This window comes from Aliivibrio logei (assembly GCF_001691055.1).
Lineage (GTDB): Bacteria > Pseudomonadota > Gammaproteobacteria > Enterobacterales > Vibrionaceae > Aliivibrio > Aliivibrio salmonicida.
The window spans coordinates 856,112-874,758 of the sequence record NZ_MAJU01000008.1 but is presented as its reverse complement, the minus strand read 5'-3'; the positions used below and the strand labels follow the sequence as shown (position 1 = coordinate 874,758).

The following is an 18,647-nucleotide window of genomic DNA, read 5'->3' as shown; positions in this document are numbered from 1 at the left end:
GTGCAAATAGTTAATTTGTTGTTTATCTGAGGTTCTGTATGTCTGTCTTCCTTTCTAATGTTATCGCACATACTCGCGGTGATTTCCTTAAGCGTTTAATTCTTATTGCAATACCTATTGCTCTGCAAAATATTATGTTCTCTAGTCGAGGCTTGGTGGACGTATTGATGCTGGGTCAATTAGGTGAAGCTGAGATTGCTGCCGTTGGCGTAGCCAGCCGTGCTACGTTTGTAACAACGATAATGTTGGTTGGCGTGACCACTGGAGGCGCGTTATTAACGGCTCAGTATTGGGGGGCACAAAATAGAGAAGGCGTTCGACAAAGTACGGCACTGACTTGGATGGTGAGCATGGCAATGGCTACTATTGCCGTCGCTTTGTTTTTATTTATGCCTCATCAAATCATGTCATTAGCGACCGATTCTCAAGAGGTGATTGATTTAGGTGCGGATTACTTATTGATCACGGCACTGACGATGTACGTAGTGTCATGCGGCAGCAGTATGGCGGTAGGCTTACGATCGATACATCAACCGGGTGTGAGTACTTTTTTTAGTGGTATTGGTATTGTTGCTAATGTCTTTTTTAACTGGGTACTTATTTTTGGTCATTTAGGTGCTCCAGCAATGGGCATTAAAGGTGCGGCTTGGGCAACATTGATCAGTGGTGTTATTGAAATCGTATTTTTGTATGGTTACCTTTACCGTAAATCGCATTTATTAAGTTTTGGTTTTGATGACATTAAAGCGGTGATTAATTGGCCTAAGATAGCTAAGTTTTTATCACTTTCCTTACCGACTACGTTTAATTTTTTAGTTTGGGCGGCGGGTATTTTTACTTACCACGCGATTATGGGGCAATCTGGTGTTCAGGGCTTAGCGGCATTGTCTGTGATTTCTCCAATTGAATCTATTGCGTTGAGTTTTCTTATTGGTGCAGCAGGTGCTGCCTCTGTGCTTATTGGTAATCAACTGGGTGCTAAGAAATATGAAGCCGTGTATTACCAAGGGTGGGGAGTGCTTGCATTAAGTGTGGCTACCAGTGTTGTTATTGCTTTATTTGTGATGCTATTTCAACATCAGATTTTGGATATGTTTCCTGCGTTAAGTGACGAAACAAGAATGATTGCTGAAAAGTTCATGGCGATTTTAGCCGTGATTATAGTGATCCGCAGCGTGCCATTAACGGCGATTGTTGGCATTTTACGTGCGGGTGGTGATGTGAAGTTTTGCCTTTACCAAGACATTGTTTCTCAGTGGTTGATAGGGATCCCCGTTGCGACTATTGGTGCATTATTCTTAGGATTAGCCCCTGAATACGTTTATGCGTTATTTGTGGTTGAAGAAATTGTAAAATGGTTTGGATCCATCCATCGAATGAAATCGAAAAAATGGATTAGAAATTTGGTGGATGCGTAATGAAATATAGATTTTTTCTTTATATATGAAGTAGATATACAAAAGGCTTTATGAAAGAAGGGTTTTGCTGTAAATTCTGTTACGGATATCACAAATAATCTTCTGAGAGGGTACATGTTAAAGCTGACAAACCTGAATAAAGGGTATGTGGATGGTGGTGAGTTTCATCCAATTCTTCAAGGAGCAGAGTTAACAATCGAGCAAGGCGCTCAAATTGCTTTAATGGGCGAAAGTGGCTCAGGCAAAAGTACCCTCCTAAATTTGATTGCCGGACTTGATAGCGCTGACAGTGGCGAGATCGATATTGCTGGCTTTTCAATGCACTCTCCAAAACAAAGCTCTAGAACGTCTTATCGACGCAATAATATAGGGCTTATTTTTCAGCAATTTAATCTTCTTCCTACCTTAAGCGTTGCGGATAATATTCGTTTTTGTCGTCAATTAAAAGGGCTGCGTGATGATGATGCTTTGTGGCGTCAAATTATCTCAGCGTTAGATTTAATGCCGCTTTTAGGTCGATACCCTGAAGAAGTCTCTGGTGGACAGCAACAGCGAGCCGCGATCGCTCGTGCATTGTATATGGAACCAAAGTTATTACTTGCCGATGAACCTACGGGCAGTTTAGATGAAAAAAATGCCGAAGCAGTAATGCGATTGCTTACTCGCCTTTCTCGCGATCTTCATTGCACTTTATTATTGGTTACTCACAGTGAAAAAGTAGCGAATCATATGGATGGGCTTATTAAACTGCAAGGAGGAAAATTAGATGTCATTTCCGGTAGTTAGGGCACTTTTAGGGCACTACCGTCGCCACCCATTACAAATATTTTTAGTGTGGCTTGGTTTAACACTTGGCGTATCACTTCTTGTGGGTGTATTAGCCATTAATCACCATGCAAAGATAAGCTATAGCGAAGGCGAGAAACTCTTTTCTAATCCTTTTCCTAATCGTATTCGCTCTATTCAAGAAAACATCACGATTCCTCAAGCGTTCTATATTAATTTACGTCGAGCGGGCTACACCTCCTGTATGCCGGTTCAAACTCAGCATTTAGAAACAACCAATGATATTGATATCTCGTTGGTTGGTATTGATCCTGTCGCGTTAATGCAGATTTCAAAAAATAGCGTAGCAAGCAATGAGAATTTGTTGTCATTAATGCGTCCGCCGTTTCCTGTTCTTATTAGCCAACCTTTAGCGTCTTATTTTCGCTTAAATGATGGCGATTATATTGAACTTGAAAATCAAGCTAATCTTGGTCCTGTCATCGTTGATAAATTTAATCGACTCTCTGGTTCTCGACTTTTTTCTGATATTTCATTAACTCGAATGCTGGGTCATAAGGCAGGTTTTGATGTTTTACTGTGCGGTGAAATGTCCGAAAAAGAAGCCGATAGATTAGAACGAATGCTACCAAGAGGGTTGCAGCTCGATACACATAAAGAATCTGGTTTAACCGCATTAACAAAAGCATTTCATACCAACTTATTTGCGATGGGTATGCTTTCTTTTGTCGTTGGTTTATTTATTTTTTACCAAGCGATGTCGCTTTCTTTTATTCAACGTCAGCCTTTAGTTGGAACATTAAGACAAATTGGCGTATCAACAAAAGAGTTGATATTTGCGATGAGTGCCGAGGTGATGTTGTGGGTACTTATTGGTTGGTTAAGCGGTAATTTCTTTGGGGTATTGCTTGCTAATGAGTTAATGCCTACGGTTTCTAATAGCTTATATTCACTCTACAACGCGGATGTTGATTTGCTAATTACGTGGAGTTGGAGCTGGAGTTATCAAAGCTTATGGATGGCGATTCTTGGCTGTATTTTAGCGTGTGGTTGGCCGTTATACCGCTTGCTTAGTATTGAACCTATTCGATTAACTGCTCGTTTATCATTGGTTCGTTTTGCAGGGAAAGAATTTGAAGTTCAGGCCATTATTGCCTGCGTATTTTGTGTTGCAGCGTATTTAATTCATTTATTGCCTCATAGCCATGAGCATGGATTTATTCTTATTGGTTTCTTAATGGTGGGGGTTGGATTATTTACTCCATTTATTATTTTAAAATTATTTGATTGGCTTTCTTACAAATTACCGTCGCCTAAAGCGCGATGGTTTTTTGCCGATTCGTCAGCAAGTTTAAGTTATCGAGGCGTCGCTGCGATGGCATTTATGTTAGCCCTTGCGTCTAATATTGGTGTTGAAACGATGGTGGGTAGCTTTAGGGCAACGACTAACGATTGGCTTGAACAACGCTTAGCTGCCGATATTTATATACAACCGAGTAAGGCTTCTGCGAGCCGAATTACTTATTGGCTAGAGAAACAACCAGAAGTTGAAGAAGTATGGCGTCAATGGAAAATTGATTATCAAACCGAATATGGCAATTTAGAGATTTTAAGTACAGGTTCATCGCCTGGTGAGAAAAAGGCATTAACCATGAAAGTGGCCATTCCTGAATATTGGGATTCATTACACCACTCTCGCAGTCTGTTGATTAGTGAATCAATGGCTCTGAAATGGGATTTAAAACCGGGAGATTACTTGGATCTACCGGCTCCGGTTGGTGACAATTGGCAAATATCTGGGGTTTATTATGATTATGGAAATCAGTACAACCAGTTAATGCTTACGCACAATGCTTGGCTAAAGGCCTTTGGTGGGCAAGGAACCACCGGTATTGGTGTTGTGCTTACTGATGAAAGCAAACGAACTCAATTGATTGGACGAGTGCTTAAAAAATACAGATTACCAGTCGAACAAGTCGTTGATAATAACAATATTCAAACACAAGCGATGAAGGTGTTTGATCGGACTTTTATCGTAACGGGAACCTTAGGTAATTTAACGTTAGTTATTGCTGTGTTTGGTCTGTTTTTTGCGACTTTAGTCGGGGAAACCTCTCGTCAGCGGCAAACGGCGCTGTTACGTTGCTTGGGCCTTTCAGGCAAAGAACTCATTATGCTCGGTGGATTGCAATTATTGGCTATTGGATTGTTGACGATTTTAATTGCGTTGCCTCTTGGCATTCTCTTATCTCAATTACTCATTGATATCGTAATGAAATATGCATTTGGTTGGACGATGGAAATTAATTATTTCCCTATGGAATATTTAGCTACTTTTGGATGGGCTTTGCTTGCTCTAACGGTTGCAGGTTCGGCAACGGTATGGCGAGTGACTAGACGACAAGCGATTACGTCTTTAAGAGAGTCTTTATAATGGCGATGAATAAAGAGAAAAAAACCAGCCTAAAGGTGTCACTGTTTATTCTTATCGTTGTATTTTCTTTTTCTGCTGCTTATTACATAAATTGGCATGAAGTGGATGAAGGAGGTAAGAATGAAATTAATACGATTTTTGCCGAGTCAAATAATGCGTATTTTAACCCTGTTTTGCCTGGGTATCCTTTAGCTTTCCCAAAAGATTACCGAGAGCACCCTAATTTTCAGCATGAACAATGGATGATGACAGTCAATGGTATTAGCAGCACGGGTGATACCATCGGAATTCAATGGACGATTTTTCGTATATCAAGCGATGATAGAGAGACGAAAGGCTGGTTAGATCCTAAACTGTATATTGCTAAAGTCGTAGTGACGACTGAAGATGGTAAATGGGTAGGAGAGAGAGTCGCAAGAGGTGGAATAGGGCAAGCAGGCATCAGTCAGCGGCCTTATCGAGTGTGGATTGATGATTGGCAGTGGCGAAGCTTAGGTCGAACGCCATTTCCTGCTGTTGTCACTGCAGGCGCTAAAGATTTTTCAATTAAATTATCGATTAATCAGGAAGGGCCTGTGATTCCGCTTGGCGAACAAGGGTATTCTAAAAAACACGATTTAATGCCGATTGCGTCTTATGAATATATGGCCCCATTTCTTGCGGTGCGAGGTAATGTAACGCTTGATAATAAAGTCTATTCATTTGTTGGAAAAGGCATACTTGAGCATGAATGGGGAAGTGGTTTATTGGATGAAAACCAACAAGGTTGGGATTGGTTTATTATTAATTTAAATAAAGACAGCAAGTTACTGGTTATTCAATACCGTCATCAAGACCAAGAACCTTACCGTTATGGTTCGTTATTATACAAAAATGGTAGCCATGTTCCTTTAACGTCTAATGAGATTAGCTTCCAAACATTACCAGCAAGACAATTGAAGGATGGACGTAAGTTACCTTTACAATGGATAATTAATATTCCTAAATACGATATAAATTTAACGACTCAAGTAGTCAGGGATGAACAATGGTTAAATACGTTAATACCTTATTGGCAAGGACCGATTACGACATCCGGTTCTCACGAAGTGGCCGGATTTATGCAATTAACCGGTTATTAATTGAATAAATAATACGGCTAATACTTTGTATAAGCGTGAATACTTCGGTTTTTCCGATGTTTATGCTCTGAACAAGCGATTATTATTGATATTAAGCAACGGGTAGACTTTCACTATTCGTTTTTCAATAAACTATAATTATAAAAAGGGCATCTCATGAGTGATGTTATTAAGAATTTTTTCAAATTAGAATCTGCCGGTGGGATTCTTTTAGTGATTGCAGCTGCAATTGCGATGATTATTGCAAACTCTTCTTTTGCGCCAATGTACGATACATTTTTACATACTTATCTTGGTGGCATGTCGGTATCACATTGGATCAATGATGGTCTAATGGCCGTTTTCTTCTTATTGATAGGTCTTGAAGTTAAAAGAGAACTTCTTGAAGGCGCTCTTAAATCAAAAGAAACGGCTATCTTCCCTGCAATTGCTGCTGTTGGTGGCATGCTTGCTCCTGCATTGGTTTATGTTGCGTTTAATATGGGTGATCCAGAAGCGTTATCTGGTTGGGCTATTCCTGCTGCCACTGATATTGCTTTTGCTTTAGGTATCATGGCATTACTTGGTAACCGAGTACCTGTAAGCTTAAAAGTCTTTTTACTGGCACTTGCAATCATCGATGACCTCGGTGTTGTTGTAATTATTGCTTTCTTCTATACCAGTGATTTATCAGTCTTAGCACTTGTGATTGGCTTTGTAATGACGGGGATTTTATTCCTACTAAATTCAAAGCATGTATCTAAAATACGTTGGTATTTATTAGTTGGCTTTATTCTGTGGGTTAGTGTTTTACAATCTGGAGTTCATGCGACGTTAGCGGGTGTGGTATTAGGCTTTGCTATTCCTTTAAAAGGTAAAAAAGGCGAGCGTTCACCTCTAAAACACATGGAACATGCACTTCATCCATATGTTGCTTTTGGTATTTTACCGTTGTTTGCATTCGCGAACGCAGGTATTTCATTAGATGGTGTGTCATTAGATAGCTTGACGACAACGCTGCCACTGGGTGTCGCGTTAGGTCTGTTCTTAGGTAAGCCATTAGGTATCTTTAGCTTTAGTTATGTTGCTGTGAAATCAGGTATTGCTAAGTTGCCTGCTGGAGTTAACATGAAGCACATATTCGCGGTTTCAGTTCTTTGTGGTATCGGTTTTACAATGTCGATCTTTATCTCATCACTGGCATTTGGTGGTGCGAACCCTGAATTTGATAAATTAGCTCGATTAGGCATCTTAATGGGATCAACCCTAGCGGCAGTTGTTGGTTATATTTTACTGCACATTAGCCTACCTAAAAAAGCAGCATAAGAAATTTATTTTAAATGAATGCATAAAATACCTCGCTTAGGCGGGGTATTTTTTTAAATGAAAATTCGCTTTTCCTAAATAATAGGCAAAAAAAAGCCCAAACAAATAGATTGGGCAAAGGGAATATAAGGAATTATGAAAAAGCTATGTAGCTGATGATATTAAATCTGGCGGCCTGCTAAATTTCTTAACGTATCATCAACGGGTATATATTCAGACTGGGCATTAACCTGTTAGTTCAATTTAATTTAAATATAATTTTTTATCGATATTTTTTAGCATATAAAGAAAAACCCGCTACCTACATGCTAAAGAATTAGCGAGATAACGGGTTACTTGAATATATCAAGAAAAAGCAGTGGAATTATGAACATAACATCAGACTTCACTTTTTTTAGATAGTTCATAAAAAGTGAAGATAATTCCATTTTTTTACTTTAAAAGTAATCTCACACATCCAACCACTCACTATTTTGACAAAAATTGTCATAAATGGGATGCGAACTGGATAAGAACCTTTTATCCTAGAAGGTAATTATTAAAAGGAAAGTTGAACATGATCATCAAACCTAGAATTCGTGGATTCATTTGTACAACCACTCACCCTGTTGGTTGTGAGCACAACGTGAAAGAACAAATTGCCCTGACTAAAGCACAAGGCCCAATTGCTAATGCACCAAAACGTGTATTGGTTGTTGGTTCTTCAAGTGGCTATGGTCTTTCTTCTCGCATCACTGCAGCATTTGGTGGCGGTGCGTCAACTATCGGTGTTTTCTTTGAAAAAGCAGCGACAGAGAAAAAAACAGGCACTGCAGGCTGGTATAACTCAGCTGCGTTCGATAAGTTTGCAAAAGAAGAAGGCCTTTATTCTAAAAGTCTGAATGGTGATGCTTTCTCTAATGAAGCAAAACAAAAAACCATCGATCTAATCAAAGAAGACTTAGGTCAGATTGATATGGTGGTTTACTCTCTTGCATCACCTGTACGTAAAATGCCAGAAACAGGTGAGGTGATTCGTTCTTCACTAAAGCCAATTGGTAATACGTATACAGCAACAGCGGTTGATACAAATAAAGATGCAATTATTGAAGCGTCTGTAGAACCAGCAACAGAGCAAGAGATCCAAGACACTATTACCGTAATGGGTGGTGAAGATTGGGAATTATGGATGAGCGCATTATCTGATGCGGGCGTTCTGGCTGATGGTTGTAAGACCGTTGCTTATAGCTACATCGGTACTGAGCTAACATGGCCTATCTACTGGGATGGCGCGTTAGGTAAAGCTAAGATGGATTTAGATCGTGCAGCGACAGCGCTAAACGAGAAACTATCGGCAACTGGCGGTACTGCAAACGTAGCAGTCCTTAAGTCGGTAGTAACTCAAGCAAGTTCTGCGATTCCTGTTATGCCTCTTTATATCGCTATGGTATTTAAGAAGATGCGTGAAGAGGGTGTTCATGAAGGATGCCAAGAGCAAATCCTACGTATGTTCAGCCAACGTTTATACAGAGAAGATGGTTCAGCACCTGAAGTGGATGATCAAAACCGTCTGCGTTTAGATGACTGGGAACTTCGTGAAGATATCCAGAAGCATTGCCGTGAGTTATGGCCTCAAGTGACAACTGAGAACCTAAAGGACTTAACCGATTATGTTGAGTACAAAGAAGAGTTCTTAAAACTGTTTGGTTTTGGCGTTGATGGTGTTGATTACGACGCTGACGTAAACCCTCTTGTTGAGTTTGATGTAGCTGATATCTAATACTAACGCCAATAAGCATTTTATCATTCTTGCTTGTTACCATTAGTAAATAGAAGACAAAATAAAACCCCAGAGTGAATTATCATTCTGGGGTTTTTTATTACTTCTCATTTAAAGCAGAAGCAAATGAAAGATAAGCTAATTTAGGCTAACAAAATCATAATAGTACCAGCAACGGTCATTAAGATATTGGCAATGGCATAAGTACCAGCATAACCAAGTGCAGGAATCGTACTGCGGGCATGTTCATTCACTACATCCATCGCAGGACCACAAGTTCGAGCGCCAATAATCGCTCCGATTAATAGTGCACGGTTCATTTTTAAAATATAAGCACCAACAAGATAAGCAAGGATCACCGGAATCACACTCACAATAAGTGCAGCCGCTAATACCTTAAGACCATCTTCCGAGAAATATTCAATAATGTTGCCACCGGCACTCAGTCCAATCCCTACCATAAAGACTAAAAGCCCTAGGTTTTTGGTCATATTAAGTGCGCCTTGAGGCACGTAACCAAAGGTTGGGTGGTTGGCTCTTAAAAAGCCTAGGGTGATGCCTGAGATCAATAAGCCGACTGCATTGCCTAGTCCAAAGGTTACTTGGCCAAAGCTCATCGTGATCATGCCAAACATAATGCCAAGAATAAAGAAGCTACAGAAAGCTAATAAATCGGATACCTGACTGTGGATTGAGATGAAACCAATTTTATCCGCAATATGGTGAACCTTGCTTTTCTCGCCACTGACTTGAAGGATGTCTCCTTTCGCTAAGACAATATCGTGTTCAATTGGCATTTCAATTTGAGCTCGTACTACACGGTTCAAGAAGCAGCCATATTCAGATAAGTTTAATTCGGATAAACGCTTACCTGCGATGTTGTCATTTTTTACAACAATCTCTTCCTCGGCAATACGTAAATCAAGCAAGTTACGGTCAAATACTTCTTTACCGTTTCTAAAGCTTGAATCAAGACGAGCATGGCTATCAGGGTAACCCACAAGCGCAATTTCATCTCCTTGTTGTAGGATATAATCACCATCTGGATTCGCCAGAATACCGTTACGACGAATACGCTCGATATGACAACCAGTTTGACGGTGGATGCCAAGTTCACGTAAGTTTTTTCCATCAGTCCAGTCAATAAGCTCTTGGCCTACACGATATGCTCGAATGATTGGTAAATAGACTTTTCTTTGTCCTGCGCTACCTATCCCACGTTCTTGAGCTATTTGCATCGCACTGTCTTGTAGGTTTTGCTTCTGCAATTGTGGTAGTAATCGAGCCAATAAAATTAAGCTGGTTAAGCCAATCAAATACGAGAAGGCATAACCGACACTGAGATTATCCATTACTTTACTGAAATCAACACCTTCAGGGAGTACGGCTAAACCAGAATTTAAGGCATCTTTTGCACCAACCAATACCGGCGTTGCTGTTAATGCTCCAGCCATCATTCCTGTCGATAGGCCATAATCGAGATTAAAGTAATAACCAGTCAAGAAACTAAGGGAAATTGCTGAAATTAACACGACTAATACAAGTAATAAGTAGTGCTTACCATCACGAAGGAAAATACCGAAGAAGTTTGGACCAGCCTCAATACCAACACAAAAAATAAATAGCATAAAGCCAATATTGAGTGAATCTGCGGTGAAGGTATATCCGAGACTACCCATAAAGAGGGCAGTGATAAGAACACCGATAGAACTGCCTAATTGGAAGCTACCGATTTTAACTTTAGCTATAAATAAGCCTAGAGCGAGAACAACGAATAAAAGTAAGATATCGTTTTGCGATAACAAGGTCGCAACATCAATGTTCACTGTATTTTGCCTGAAATATGGAAGGGGAAAGTGTGATGCAAGTCTAACTTAAAAATGGCGAATGTATAACCATATTTATAAATAAAATGAAAAAAAATCACTGCTAAAGAGCAGTGATTTTAAATACATCGGCACAGGCTATAGATTAATCAAAAAGACCTAAGTTTTCTTTAGCATACGCTTCAAATTCTGTGCAACCGCCAATGTGATCTTGGTCGATAAAAATTTGTGGAACAGTATCAACTGGCTTACCCACTGTTTTTTCTAGGTCTGCTTTTGAAATACCTTCTGCGTGAATATCAACGTAGCGGTAGTTAAAGTCTTCGCGTTTTGCTTTTAGTGTTTCTGCATGTTCTTTAGCGCGAACACAGAATGGACAACCAGGGCGACCAAAAATAACAACAAACATAGCTTTCTCCAAATTAATAATAAGATGCGTAATACTTGCACTCAATATCTATACTATGCCTGTTGATATGAACAAAGTAAAGATGGTTTTACCTCTTTGGTTAATAGGTAAAACCTATTGAATTGTTTGGTTCGTTAAAGTAGGGTTTAAGCAGAGGGGAAGTAGTAGGGTATTGATTTTATAGAAATAATAAAGCCAATGTATCATTACATTAGCTTTGTTTTATTGAGATGAAGCAAATTCAAAAAAGACTTAATAGTGGTTTTCTTTTTCAAAGCGTGAGTCTTTAAGTGCTTCTTTAACGCGTTTTAAATTATCTCTAAATCCTGCACCGCGGCGGAGTGTAAAGCCAGTAGCTAGAACATCAATGACCGTCATTTGCACTACACGGCTGGCCATTGGCATATAAACGTCAGTGTCTTCAGGAACGTCTAAACAAATCGCTAGAGAAGACATTTTTTCTAATGGCGACTCTTTCGCAGTAATGGCGATAACGGTTGCACCATTTGATCTTGCCAGCTCTGCGATTTCTACCAAGCTCTTTGTACGACCAGTATGAGAAATAAGAACAACGACATCATTTTCTGTACTATTAATACAGCTCATGCGTTGCATTACAATGTCATCAAAGCAAGTGATTGGAATGTTAAAACGGAAGAATTTATTCATGGCATCATGAGCAACGGATGCTGAAGCGCCTAAGCCAAAGAATGAAATTTTCTTTGCTTGAGTTAACAAATCTACAGCACGGTTAATTTGCATTGGATCAAGACTGTTTTTAGCAACATCAAGGCATGCCATTGTCGATTCAAAAATCTTATGAGTATACGCATCTGGTCCATCATGCTCTTCAACATTGCGATTCACATAAGGTGTGCCGTTTGCCAAACTTTGAGCAAGGTGAAGTTTAAAATCAGGAAACCCTTTAGTATCAAGACGGCGACAAAAACGGTTAACCGTAGGCTCACTAACATCGGCCATTTTAGCTAAGGTTGCGATACTTGAATGAATTGCAGTTTGTGGTGATGCCATTATAACTTCAGCAACTTTACGTTCTGATTTACTAAAGTTATCTAGATTATTTTGTATTTTTTCAATGGTATTCATATGTATTCTTCTACGTTCAGTGCGTAATAGGGTATAACCTTAACAAGAATAGACTCAAGCGATATGCTCTGGTTAAGATTATAAAATATAAGTATTATTTTTATAGCCTAAGTATATACGTTTGTAGAGAGAGCCTCTAATTATTGGTCAGCTAGTTTGTTTTTTTATAACAATAGTTTGACAGATCTCTAAAAAAACTTTCATTTTGGGAAGTGATTTTGTTTAAAAGTGGAGAAAGGGCAGGAATTAAGTTTGATTATGTGGTTTATTTTCAGAGTTTAAGGAAATGAATTACAGGTTACATAAGTTGTTTTACAAAATTAAAACAACTTATATAACCCAATAATGTCTTTATTTTAAAATAGAATCAGCCAATTTCGTCAATTGTGGGAGTGATATTTCGCTTTTTTGTGCGATTTCTCTCTGCTCAATTAATACAGAGTGAAGGATCTCTTTGGTGGTTAACGGATTGGCTAAAACGACTCGAAATACGATGGTCGGCATATTTTGATACGCTTCAGGTGTTAGTCGAGTTCGAGATACAAATGATTTTCCGGTTTCTCGTTGAGTTTTTTGAATAAACTTAGTCAGTTCATCTAGGTGCTCATAAATCTCAATGGTTTGCTCAGGATTTGCTTTTTTAAGTGCTCGCGTTACATTCTTTGGAATATATCGATAGGTTAATAAACAAAGCTCAGGCTGAGTAATAACTTCAAAATCGTCTTGTTGATCAATAATCTCAGCAAAATATTTTGCTTTCTCAATGCTTTGATTGATCAATAATTCATAGCCAGGTCGACTGATTACATTAAAACAAGAATAAAGCAGCATTGCCATACCACTTCGAGAGCCTTCTAATGTGTGTCTGCCTAAATCTTTTGAGCCTTTTCGTAAAATATACTCGGCATGATGTTGAATAGAAGACATCAATTCTGGGTCTTTAAATATGACCATGCCTGCACCCATAGGAACATAAAGTTGCTTATGTGCGTCAATGGTGACTGAATCCGCTAAATCGATGCCATCAAGTAAATAACGGTATTGGTTCGACATTAAGGTCGCTCCGCCCCAAGCGGCATCAACGTGGAAATGGCAATTTACTTGTTTTGCTACTTCAGCTAAAGCTCGTAATGGATCGATAGTGCCAGTTTCTGTTGTACCTGCAACGCCTATGATGGCTAATGGCTTAATGTTTTTCTCTTTGGCTTGATCCATCTTTAGCTTAAGATCATGCAGACAAATGCGATTATTGTTATCAGTCTTGACTGGAATAACGCTATCCTGACCGATACCAAGTACATCAGCGGCTTTTTTTACAGAGTAATGACCACGTTCTGAAACAAAAATAGCTAAACCACTGTATTTGTAATGCGTTAAAGCCGCAAACAACCCTTCTTGAGCAATTCCTTTAAAATTGCCTTCTGGTTGTAATAAGCGATTTCGTGCTACCCATAACGCCGTAATGTTTGCAATTGTCCCGCCAGAACAAAAAGCGCCTAATGAGTGGTCAGCACTGTGCATCCAACGTTCATAAAATGCGCTTTCTTGACCGTAGATCAATCGATGTAACATACCTAAAACTTGGCGTTCTAATGGAGTGAAGGCTTTAGAGGTTTCAATTTTCACCAAGTTTTGGTTTAACGCAATCATGATCTTTGACAGTGGCATTAAGAAATAAGGCAATGCGGATGTCATGTGACCAATGAAGCTTGGCGCTGAAGTATGAACGGACTGTGAAACAACGGTCTCTAATAAATGCTCGGTATGCTCAGAAACATACGTTGGATATTCTGGCATTGACGAGTCAGTAAAGTCTTTTTCAATTTCCGTTAATGGCTTTTCTTCGGCAACAATATGCTCTCTTAAAAACTGATTTAGATTTTGAGAGAGTTCTTGTTCTATTTTACCAAGTGTCGAATCGGGCGCTTCCGGAACAGTAAAAATTCGCAGCATACTTTCTAGGTTGGCATCTGCCGTTTTGTTGTCTGTTACCATGGTATCTGTTCTATTCTGTTGGTGATTGAAAGGCAAAGAAAATACACTCTTTGCTAGAGACTAAAAGGCACAATTTAGAACAAAATGACAAAAATGTCTTGTTTAAATTGTGCCAGTTTCTAGATTGTTGTGCGAAAAATGAGTTCATTAACAATAGTTGCTGATAAATTGAACAACTTTATTTGCACGTAATCGCACCGATATTAGTGATCTTTTGATTGTATTCATTAAGCGGTGTTTGAATCGCTTTTGGATGACTTAAAATATCCGCAAATGCAGAACGTAATTCATAATTTTGTTTATGAGGCTGAGCTTGGCGATCATCGAAGGTTACTTTCGCTATTTTTCCTAATGCATCATCACTACTTGCAAGCACTTTCACGTCATTTTGATTAAGTTGCAGCCATGATTCTATCGACTGATTTGTTTTCACTTTTGAAGGATCATTTTTCAAGTAATAATCAACCGCAGCTCTATTTAATTCAAAGTGATGCTGACGCCCTTCTAAAAACCAATTACCAACGCTTTCTAAATTAGGATCTTTTTTTACTGTGATCGTAATCAGTTCTTTGTACCAAGATAATGAAGCATCAACATACTGGCTGTATTTATCACTTAAACATTGCGTATCAGCTGCTTGTACAGAGGTGGCTAGTAACGTTAACGGTAAAATCAGGGCTGCGATTTTCATTATAAATCCTTCAAAATGAATCGTTATTGGTTAGTTATTCTTTGCCGATTGTAGGCATCACGTAATGAATTGCAATGTAAACGACTCACAGTGTGATGTTTCCCACTGAACTCTTATAAAGAAACAAAAAATAGCATTAGAAAAGGAACGGATAAGCTAAGAATAAAGCCACTAACAATGGCAATTGGTACGCACCGAATACCACCGCAATTTTGTATTACGGGTAGAGTAAAGTCCATTGCGGTTGCCCCTGCATAGCCGATAGAGGTAACGGGGTAACGATGAATCAATATAGGTATCATGATTAAAGCGACGAGTTCGCGCATCAATTCATTAAGAAAAGAAGCACCACCATAAACAGGACCAAGTGCATCCCCCATTAGGATACCAGCAAGAGAATACCAACCAAATCCTGATGCCATTGCTAACCCATGCTGAAGTGGAATATCTAGAAACAAGGCCGCAATAATTCCGCCAACTAATGAGGTTGCCATAATGACGGCCGCAATAATCATTCCGTGTTTATTTAATAAGATTTGGCGTAGAGATAAACCACTATTACGCAGTTGGATACCAATCAGAAAAAGTAAGAGCAACAAAATGAGTTCACTGGCATTTTCAACCCAAGATAAGTCGATACCACTAAGTAGGCCTACGATAAGTCCGCCAGCGACAGCAAGCAGTAACTTAGCCGACTCTAAAATCATTTTGAAAAGAGGAAGTGAGTTTTTATTGCCTTCGGAATTTAGTGGGAAAAGCTTATCCATTACCGGTAATATCGCCAAATTGCATGCACTGATAGCAATGAAGAAGGTGGTGGCGATAATCATAATTTGATTAAGGTTCTGAGCGAGATTATCCAACGCGGCTAAGCTTAGCCCCATTAAAGCAAGAATAATGGTAACTAAGTGACTTGTTGCCGTATTTATATGCTCAAGTGGCTTTTTTTTATGAAGAGGGATTAAATACCCAAATAATAGTGGCAAAAATACAAATAACATTCCAGAAAGCATAATAAATTTTACTCAGTCCATGAAGAGGCCTTGAGAATATCAAGGCTTAAATAGTTGAGCAATCAAATGTTATCGATTGTGTAAATTTATTACAAGCCACTGCTTCTTAATGTCTCTTTGATTCTGTCTTTGAACTGCATATTTGTAAGATTACTTAACGTATAAAGGGCTTCTGCACCTTCAAGTGTAATTTCCACATCGTGTTCATCAATCGCGTCATCGTTATTTCTAAACAATAATAGATGGTTTGCAATACGGGCAATGTCCAAATAATTGATGGAGTAATCTGTTTTAGTTCCTTTCTTTATATTCGTTGCTACCGATAAAAAATCCACATCAAATTGCCAGTGATTTAAAATATGGTAGCTAGTGTCATTACATTCTTTGTCAAAAATGTACATGGCAATATCGAGATCAAGGTAATTCCCTTTTTCAAGATAATCGTAATATTCGTTTACTAAACAAAAAAGGCCTATATCGGCAAGTAATCCCGTCAGTAATGCTTTTTCTGGTTCTAAATAAGAAAAATTGCCATCTTGGCTTTCATTAATGATTTCTTGGCAGACCATCGTCATTACTGCCGCAAATTCACGAGATTGGGCCGCACTTTTTCTTAATAGTGAATTACATTCTTTGCTTAAATCGGTGGAGTGTTTGAGTTGTTCTATCGCTTGAGCGGTAACAATATCACGTACTCGGAAAATGCCTAAACGAGACACGGCGGTTAGTACATCGGTGCAAGTGATATTTCGTCGATTAAAAACAACAGAATTGGCCATTCTAATGACAATAGCGGTAAGGCTTGGGTCTTCTAATAGTGTGTCAGAGACTTCTTTTATTACGGTACCTTCTAGCGTACATAGCTTTTGTATTTTTAGTACGACATCAGGGATAGGAGGAAGTTGGATGTTCCCCGAAGCTATAGTATCAGCAGCTAACTGACTAAACTCAGTTCTTAGAGAGGCCAGCGCCTTTTCTTTATTGTGAGAAAGCCAGAAAAACGATAGATGGTTCATTCTTAATTCATATAATTAAATAATAGATAAATCATACAGTATTTTGATGTTATCTAAAGATGAAGGAGGAGAAAGTGAGATCGTTTCCTAACAAATGACAGAATAAAAGAGCATTTACTCACATTTAGGCTATAAAAGTTATTATGAGATCAGAAATAAGACACGGTTTATTGACGCTAGTTATGTAACTTGTGATATTCATCAACGTAATAACTTATAAAATTATGAGAGTATACTGTGACATTAATCTGAAAAATAACTTGTTTCGTTTCATAAACTAACAGAAAGTCTTGTGATCACTATTAGAAAACACGTTATAAATTCAGAACTTATTATAAATATTATAGAACAACAATGATTGTACGTTTATTATGCACTTGCTTGGTGTCAACTTTTTGACTGGACGGGGTTAGTAATTCAAGATCAAGGAGATCTGAAATGAATCATTTGGAAGAGCGCTTTTTTAACTTTGTAAAAAAACTGGGTAAATTCAATAAACGTTCTATGTTTGGCGGCGTAGGCTTGTTTACAGAAGATGCAATGTTTTCACTTGTTACTGATGGGCATTTATATGTTCGCGGTGGTGGGAATGTTGATGCCCGGTTTACAGCTTTAGGCTGTGAGCGCTTTAAACATGTGAAGAAAACGACCATCGCAACGGTTAACTATTTTGAAGTTAGTGAATTGTTTGAAAACCAACCGGCATTACTTCTTTCTATTATTGAAGAGACAATGGAAACTTCTCGTATAGAGAGAGAGTTTAAAAAATCAAAAGAAAGTCGTCGATTACGTGACTTACCAAATATGCAATTAACACTAGAAAGAATGGTTAAAAAATCAGGAGTGCCTGATGTTGATTCTTTTCTAGAAATTGGCGCTGTAGATGTCTTTAAGAAAGTAAATACGACGTATGGCGGTGATGTTGATGTAAAGCTGCTTTGGAAGTTTGCTGGTGCAGAGAAAGGTGTTCATTGGACATTATTGCAAGAGCCAATGAAAAAATCGTTGTTACAACAGGTTTAATAAAAACAACATAAAAAAAACCTCGCTATTCTTTATTTTTAAATAGAAAGAATAACGAGGTTTTTTTATGCTTGAATAAATGAGCTAGGCCAGTTTATTCAAGAGACTAAAATTTAGTATTTAAAGCGTGCTGTAAGCATCAATTGATCGCCATATAAGCCATTGAATCGACCTTCTGCACCAATAGAGAATAGCTCGGTAGAGTGGAAACGACCGTAAACTGAGAATAAAGTGTCATCTTTATCATCAATTGACAGGTAACCTACTTTTCCGCCGACTTCTAGCTGTGGACCTAACCATTGACGAACGCCAAGGTTTAGTTCCATGCCTGTATCGTTTTTGTAGTTGTGATTATCATCAACAACACGTAAAAGCATTTCACCTGTAATATCAGCCCAGTTATTTACTGGAGCATGAAAGCCAAGGCCTGCCGCTAAGTCGTAATCGCCATCTAATTCAGAATCGATAGTTGCAATTGCGTGAGCATTTGGGTGAATTGATTTACTAAAGCCTGCACCAAATGTTGATGGGCTAAAACCAATGCGAGCTTCAACATAGTCATAACTGAAGTTGCTCATAATGGCATTGTTTGGGTCATTATCTGCAGCCATAGATGTTGCAGAAACAAACATAAGGCTTGATGCTAAAAGTGTCTTACGAATCATGATATTTGAAACCTATCAAATTGAGTGCTATTAACAAAAATATGGTTTAAATACTAACAGAAATAGGTATTTTTGCCAG

15 protein-coding genes are annotated in these 18,647 nt (G+C 38.6%); 7 read left to right on the top strand and 8 right to left on the bottom strand.

The window, feature by feature from the left end; all coding sequences use genetic code 11:
- Positions 1 to 38: 38 nt before the first annotated feature.
- The 6 genes from A6E04_RS08095 to fabV all read left to right on the top strand — a co-directional run bounded on the left by A6E04_RS08095 (position 39) and on the right by fabV (position 8,823).
- On the top strand, positions 39 to 1,418 hold the full coding sequence (locus A6E04_RS08095) for an MATE family efflux transporter (RefSeq protein ID WP_017022040.1): 1,380 nt from the start codon (positions 39 to 41) through the stop codon (positions 1,416 to 1,418).
- Between the two features lie 114 nt (positions 1,419 to 1,532).
- Positions 1,533 to 2,204 carry an ABC transporter ATP-binding protein gene (locus tag A6E04_RS08090; RefSeq protein WP_017022039.1) on the top strand — a complete coding sequence of 224 codons (672 nt, stop codon included), beginning with the start codon at positions 1,533 to 1,535 and terminating at the stop codon, positions 2,202 to 2,204.
- The gene (locus tag A6E04_RS08085; RefSeq protein WP_017022038.1) at positions 2,185 to 4,638 is read left to right on the top strand and encodes an ABC transporter permease; all 2,454 of its coding nucleotides are present in this window, start codon (positions 2,185 to 2,187) and stop codon (positions 4,636 to 4,638) included. Before A6E04_RS08090 ends, A6E04_RS08085 begins: the two co-directional genes overlap by 20 nt.
- A complete protein-coding gene (locus A6E04_RS08080; protein WP_023603795.1) occupies positions 4,638 to 5,759 on the top strand; it encodes a lipocalin-like domain-containing protein in 1,122 nt (373 codons plus the stop codon). Before A6E04_RS08085 ends, A6E04_RS08080 begins: the two co-directional genes overlap by 1 nt.
- Before the next feature lie 156 nt (positions 5,760 to 5,915).
- Positions 5,916 to 7,064: a Na+/H+ antiporter NhaA gene (nhaA, locus tag A6E04_RS08075; protein WP_012550573.1), complete on the top strand. Its 1,149-nt coding sequence runs from the start codon at positions 5,916 to 5,918 to the stop codon at positions 7,062 to 7,064.
- 556 nt (positions 7,065 to 7,620) lie between these two features.
- The gene (gene fabV, locus A6E04_RS08070; RefSeq protein WP_017022036.1) at positions 7,621 to 8,823 is read left to right on the top strand and encodes an enoyl-ACP reductase FabV; all 1,203 of its coding nucleotides are present in this window, start codon (positions 7,621 to 7,623) and stop codon (positions 8,821 to 8,823) included.
- A 143-nt stretch (positions 8,824 to 8,966) separates the two neighbouring features.
- Here fabV and A6E04_RS08065 read toward each other — a convergent pair whose 3' ends face one another.
- From A6E04_RS08065 to A6E04_RS08035, 7 genes are all read right to left on the bottom strand, one after another.
- Positions 8,967 to 10,649 carry an aspartate:alanine antiporter gene (locus tag A6E04_RS08065; protein WP_012550575.1) on the bottom strand — a complete coding sequence of 561 codons (1,683 nt, stop codon included), beginning with the start codon at positions 10,647 to 10,649 and terminating at the stop codon, positions 8,967 to 8,969.
- Between the two features lie 145 nt (positions 10,650 to 10,794).
- Positions 10,795 to 11,058, bottom strand: coding sequence for a GrxA family glutaredoxin (locus A6E04_RS08060; protein ID WP_012550576.1), 264 nt, complete (start codon positions 11,056 to 11,058; stop codon positions 10,795 to 10,797).
- 252 nt (positions 11,059 to 11,310) lie between these two features.
- Positions 11,311 to 12,165: a MurR/RpiR family transcriptional regulator gene (locus A6E04_RS08055; protein ID WP_012550577.1), complete on the bottom strand. Its 855-nt coding sequence runs from the start codon at positions 12,163 to 12,165 to the stop codon at positions 11,311 to 11,313.
- A 351-nt stretch (positions 12,166 to 12,516) separates the two neighbouring features.
- On the bottom strand, positions 12,517 to 14,160 hold the full coding sequence (panP, locus tag A6E04_RS08050) for a pyridoxal-dependent aspartate 1-decarboxylase PanP (protein ID WP_023603794.1): 1,644 nt from the start codon (positions 14,158 to 14,160) through the stop codon (positions 12,517 to 12,519).
- Between the two features lie 178 nt (positions 14,161 to 14,338).
- Positions 14,339 to 14,851, bottom strand: a complete 513-nt coding sequence (locus tag A6E04_RS08045) for a hypothetical protein (protein ID WP_017022034.1) — start codon at positions 14,849 to 14,851, stop codon at positions 14,339 to 14,341.
- A 113-nt stretch (positions 14,852 to 14,964) separates the two neighbouring features.
- On the bottom strand, positions 14,965 to 15,864 hold the full coding sequence (locus tag A6E04_RS08040; protein ID WP_023603793.1) for a LysO family transporter: 900 nt from the start codon (positions 15,862 to 15,864) through the stop codon (positions 14,965 to 14,967).
- An 89-nt stretch (positions 15,865 to 15,953) separates the two neighbouring features.
- Positions 15,954 to 16,880: an HDOD domain-containing protein gene (locus A6E04_RS08035; RefSeq protein WP_017022033.1), complete on the bottom strand. Its 927-nt coding sequence runs from the start codon at positions 16,878 to 16,880 to the stop codon at positions 15,954 to 15,956.
- 438 nt (positions 16,881 to 17,318) lie between these two features.
- Here A6E04_RS08035 and A6E04_RS08030 point away from each other — a divergent pair, with 438 nt between their 5' ends.
- On the top strand, positions 17,319 to 17,903 hold the full coding sequence (locus A6E04_RS08030) for a TfoX/Sxy family DNA transformation protein (protein WP_017022032.1): 585 nt from the start codon (positions 17,319 to 17,321) through the stop codon (positions 17,901 to 17,903).
- Positions 17,904 to 18,016: 113 nt separating this feature from the next.
- Here A6E04_RS08030 and A6E04_RS08025 read toward each other — a convergent pair whose 3' ends face one another.
- Complete coding sequence (locus A6E04_RS08025) at positions 18,017 to 18,568, bottom strand: hypothetical protein (protein ID WP_035470517.1); 552 nt, start codon at positions 18,566 to 18,568, stop codon at positions 18,017 to 18,019.
- Between the last annotated feature and the right edge of the window lie 79 nt (positions 18,569 to 18,647).

Excerpts from the sequence above, each read along its gene's own strand:
- A6E04_RS08060 (WP_012550576.1), bottom strand. The coding sequence starts at position 11,058 with ATGTTTGTTGTTATTTTTGGTCGCCCTGGTTGTCCATTCTGTGTTCGC.
- A6E04_RS08035 (WP_017022033.1), bottom strand. The coding sequence starts at position 16,880 with ATGAACCATCTATCGTTTTTCTGGCTTTCTCACAATAAAGAAAAGGCG.
- A6E04_RS08080 (WP_023603795.1), top strand. The coding sequence starts at position 4,638 with ATGGCGATGAATAAAGAGAAAAAAACCAGCCTAAAGGTGTCACTGTTT.
- A6E04_RS08095 (WP_017022040.1), top strand. The coding sequence starts at position 39 with ATGTCTGTCTTCCTTTCTAATGTTATCGCACATACTCGCGGTGATTTC.
- A6E04_RS08040 (WP_023603793.1), bottom strand. The coding sequence starts at position 15,864 with ATGCTTTCTGGAATGTTATTTGTATTTTTGCCACTATTATTTGGGTAT.
- A6E04_RS08055 (WP_012550577.1), bottom strand. The coding sequence starts at position 12,165 with ATGAATACCATTGAAAAAATACAAAATAATCTAGATAACTTTAGTAAA.
- panP (WP_023603794.1), bottom strand. The coding sequence starts at position 14,160 with ATGGTAACAGACAACAAAACGGCAGATGCCAACCTAGAAAGTATGCTG.
- nhaA (WP_012550573.1), top strand. The coding sequence starts at position 5,916 with ATGAGTGATGTTATTAAGAATTTTTTCAAATTAGAATCTGCCGGTGGG.
- A6E04_RS08085 (WP_017022038.1), top strand. The coding sequence starts at position 2,185 with ATGTCATTTCCGGTAGTTAGGGCACTTTTAGGGCACTACCGTCGCCAC.
- A6E04_RS08045 (WP_017022034.1), bottom strand. The coding sequence starts at position 14,851 with ATGAAAATCGCAGCCCTGATTTTACCGTTAACGTTACTAGCCACCTCT.
- A6E04_RS08090 (WP_017022039.1), top strand. The coding sequence starts at position 1,533 with ATGTTAAAGCTGACAAACCTGAATAAAGGGTATGTGGATGGTGGTGAG.
- A6E04_RS08030 (WP_017022032.1), top strand. The coding sequence starts at position 17,319 with ATGAATCATTTGGAAGAGCGCTTTTTTAACTTTGTAAAAAAACTGGGT.
- fabV (WP_017022036.1), top strand. The coding sequence starts at position 7,621 with ATGATCATCAAACCTAGAATTCGTGGATTCATTTGTACAACCACTCAC.
- A6E04_RS08025 (WP_035470517.1), bottom strand. The coding sequence starts at position 18,568 with ATGATTCGTAAGACACTTTTAGCATCAAGCCTTATGTTTGTTTCTGCA.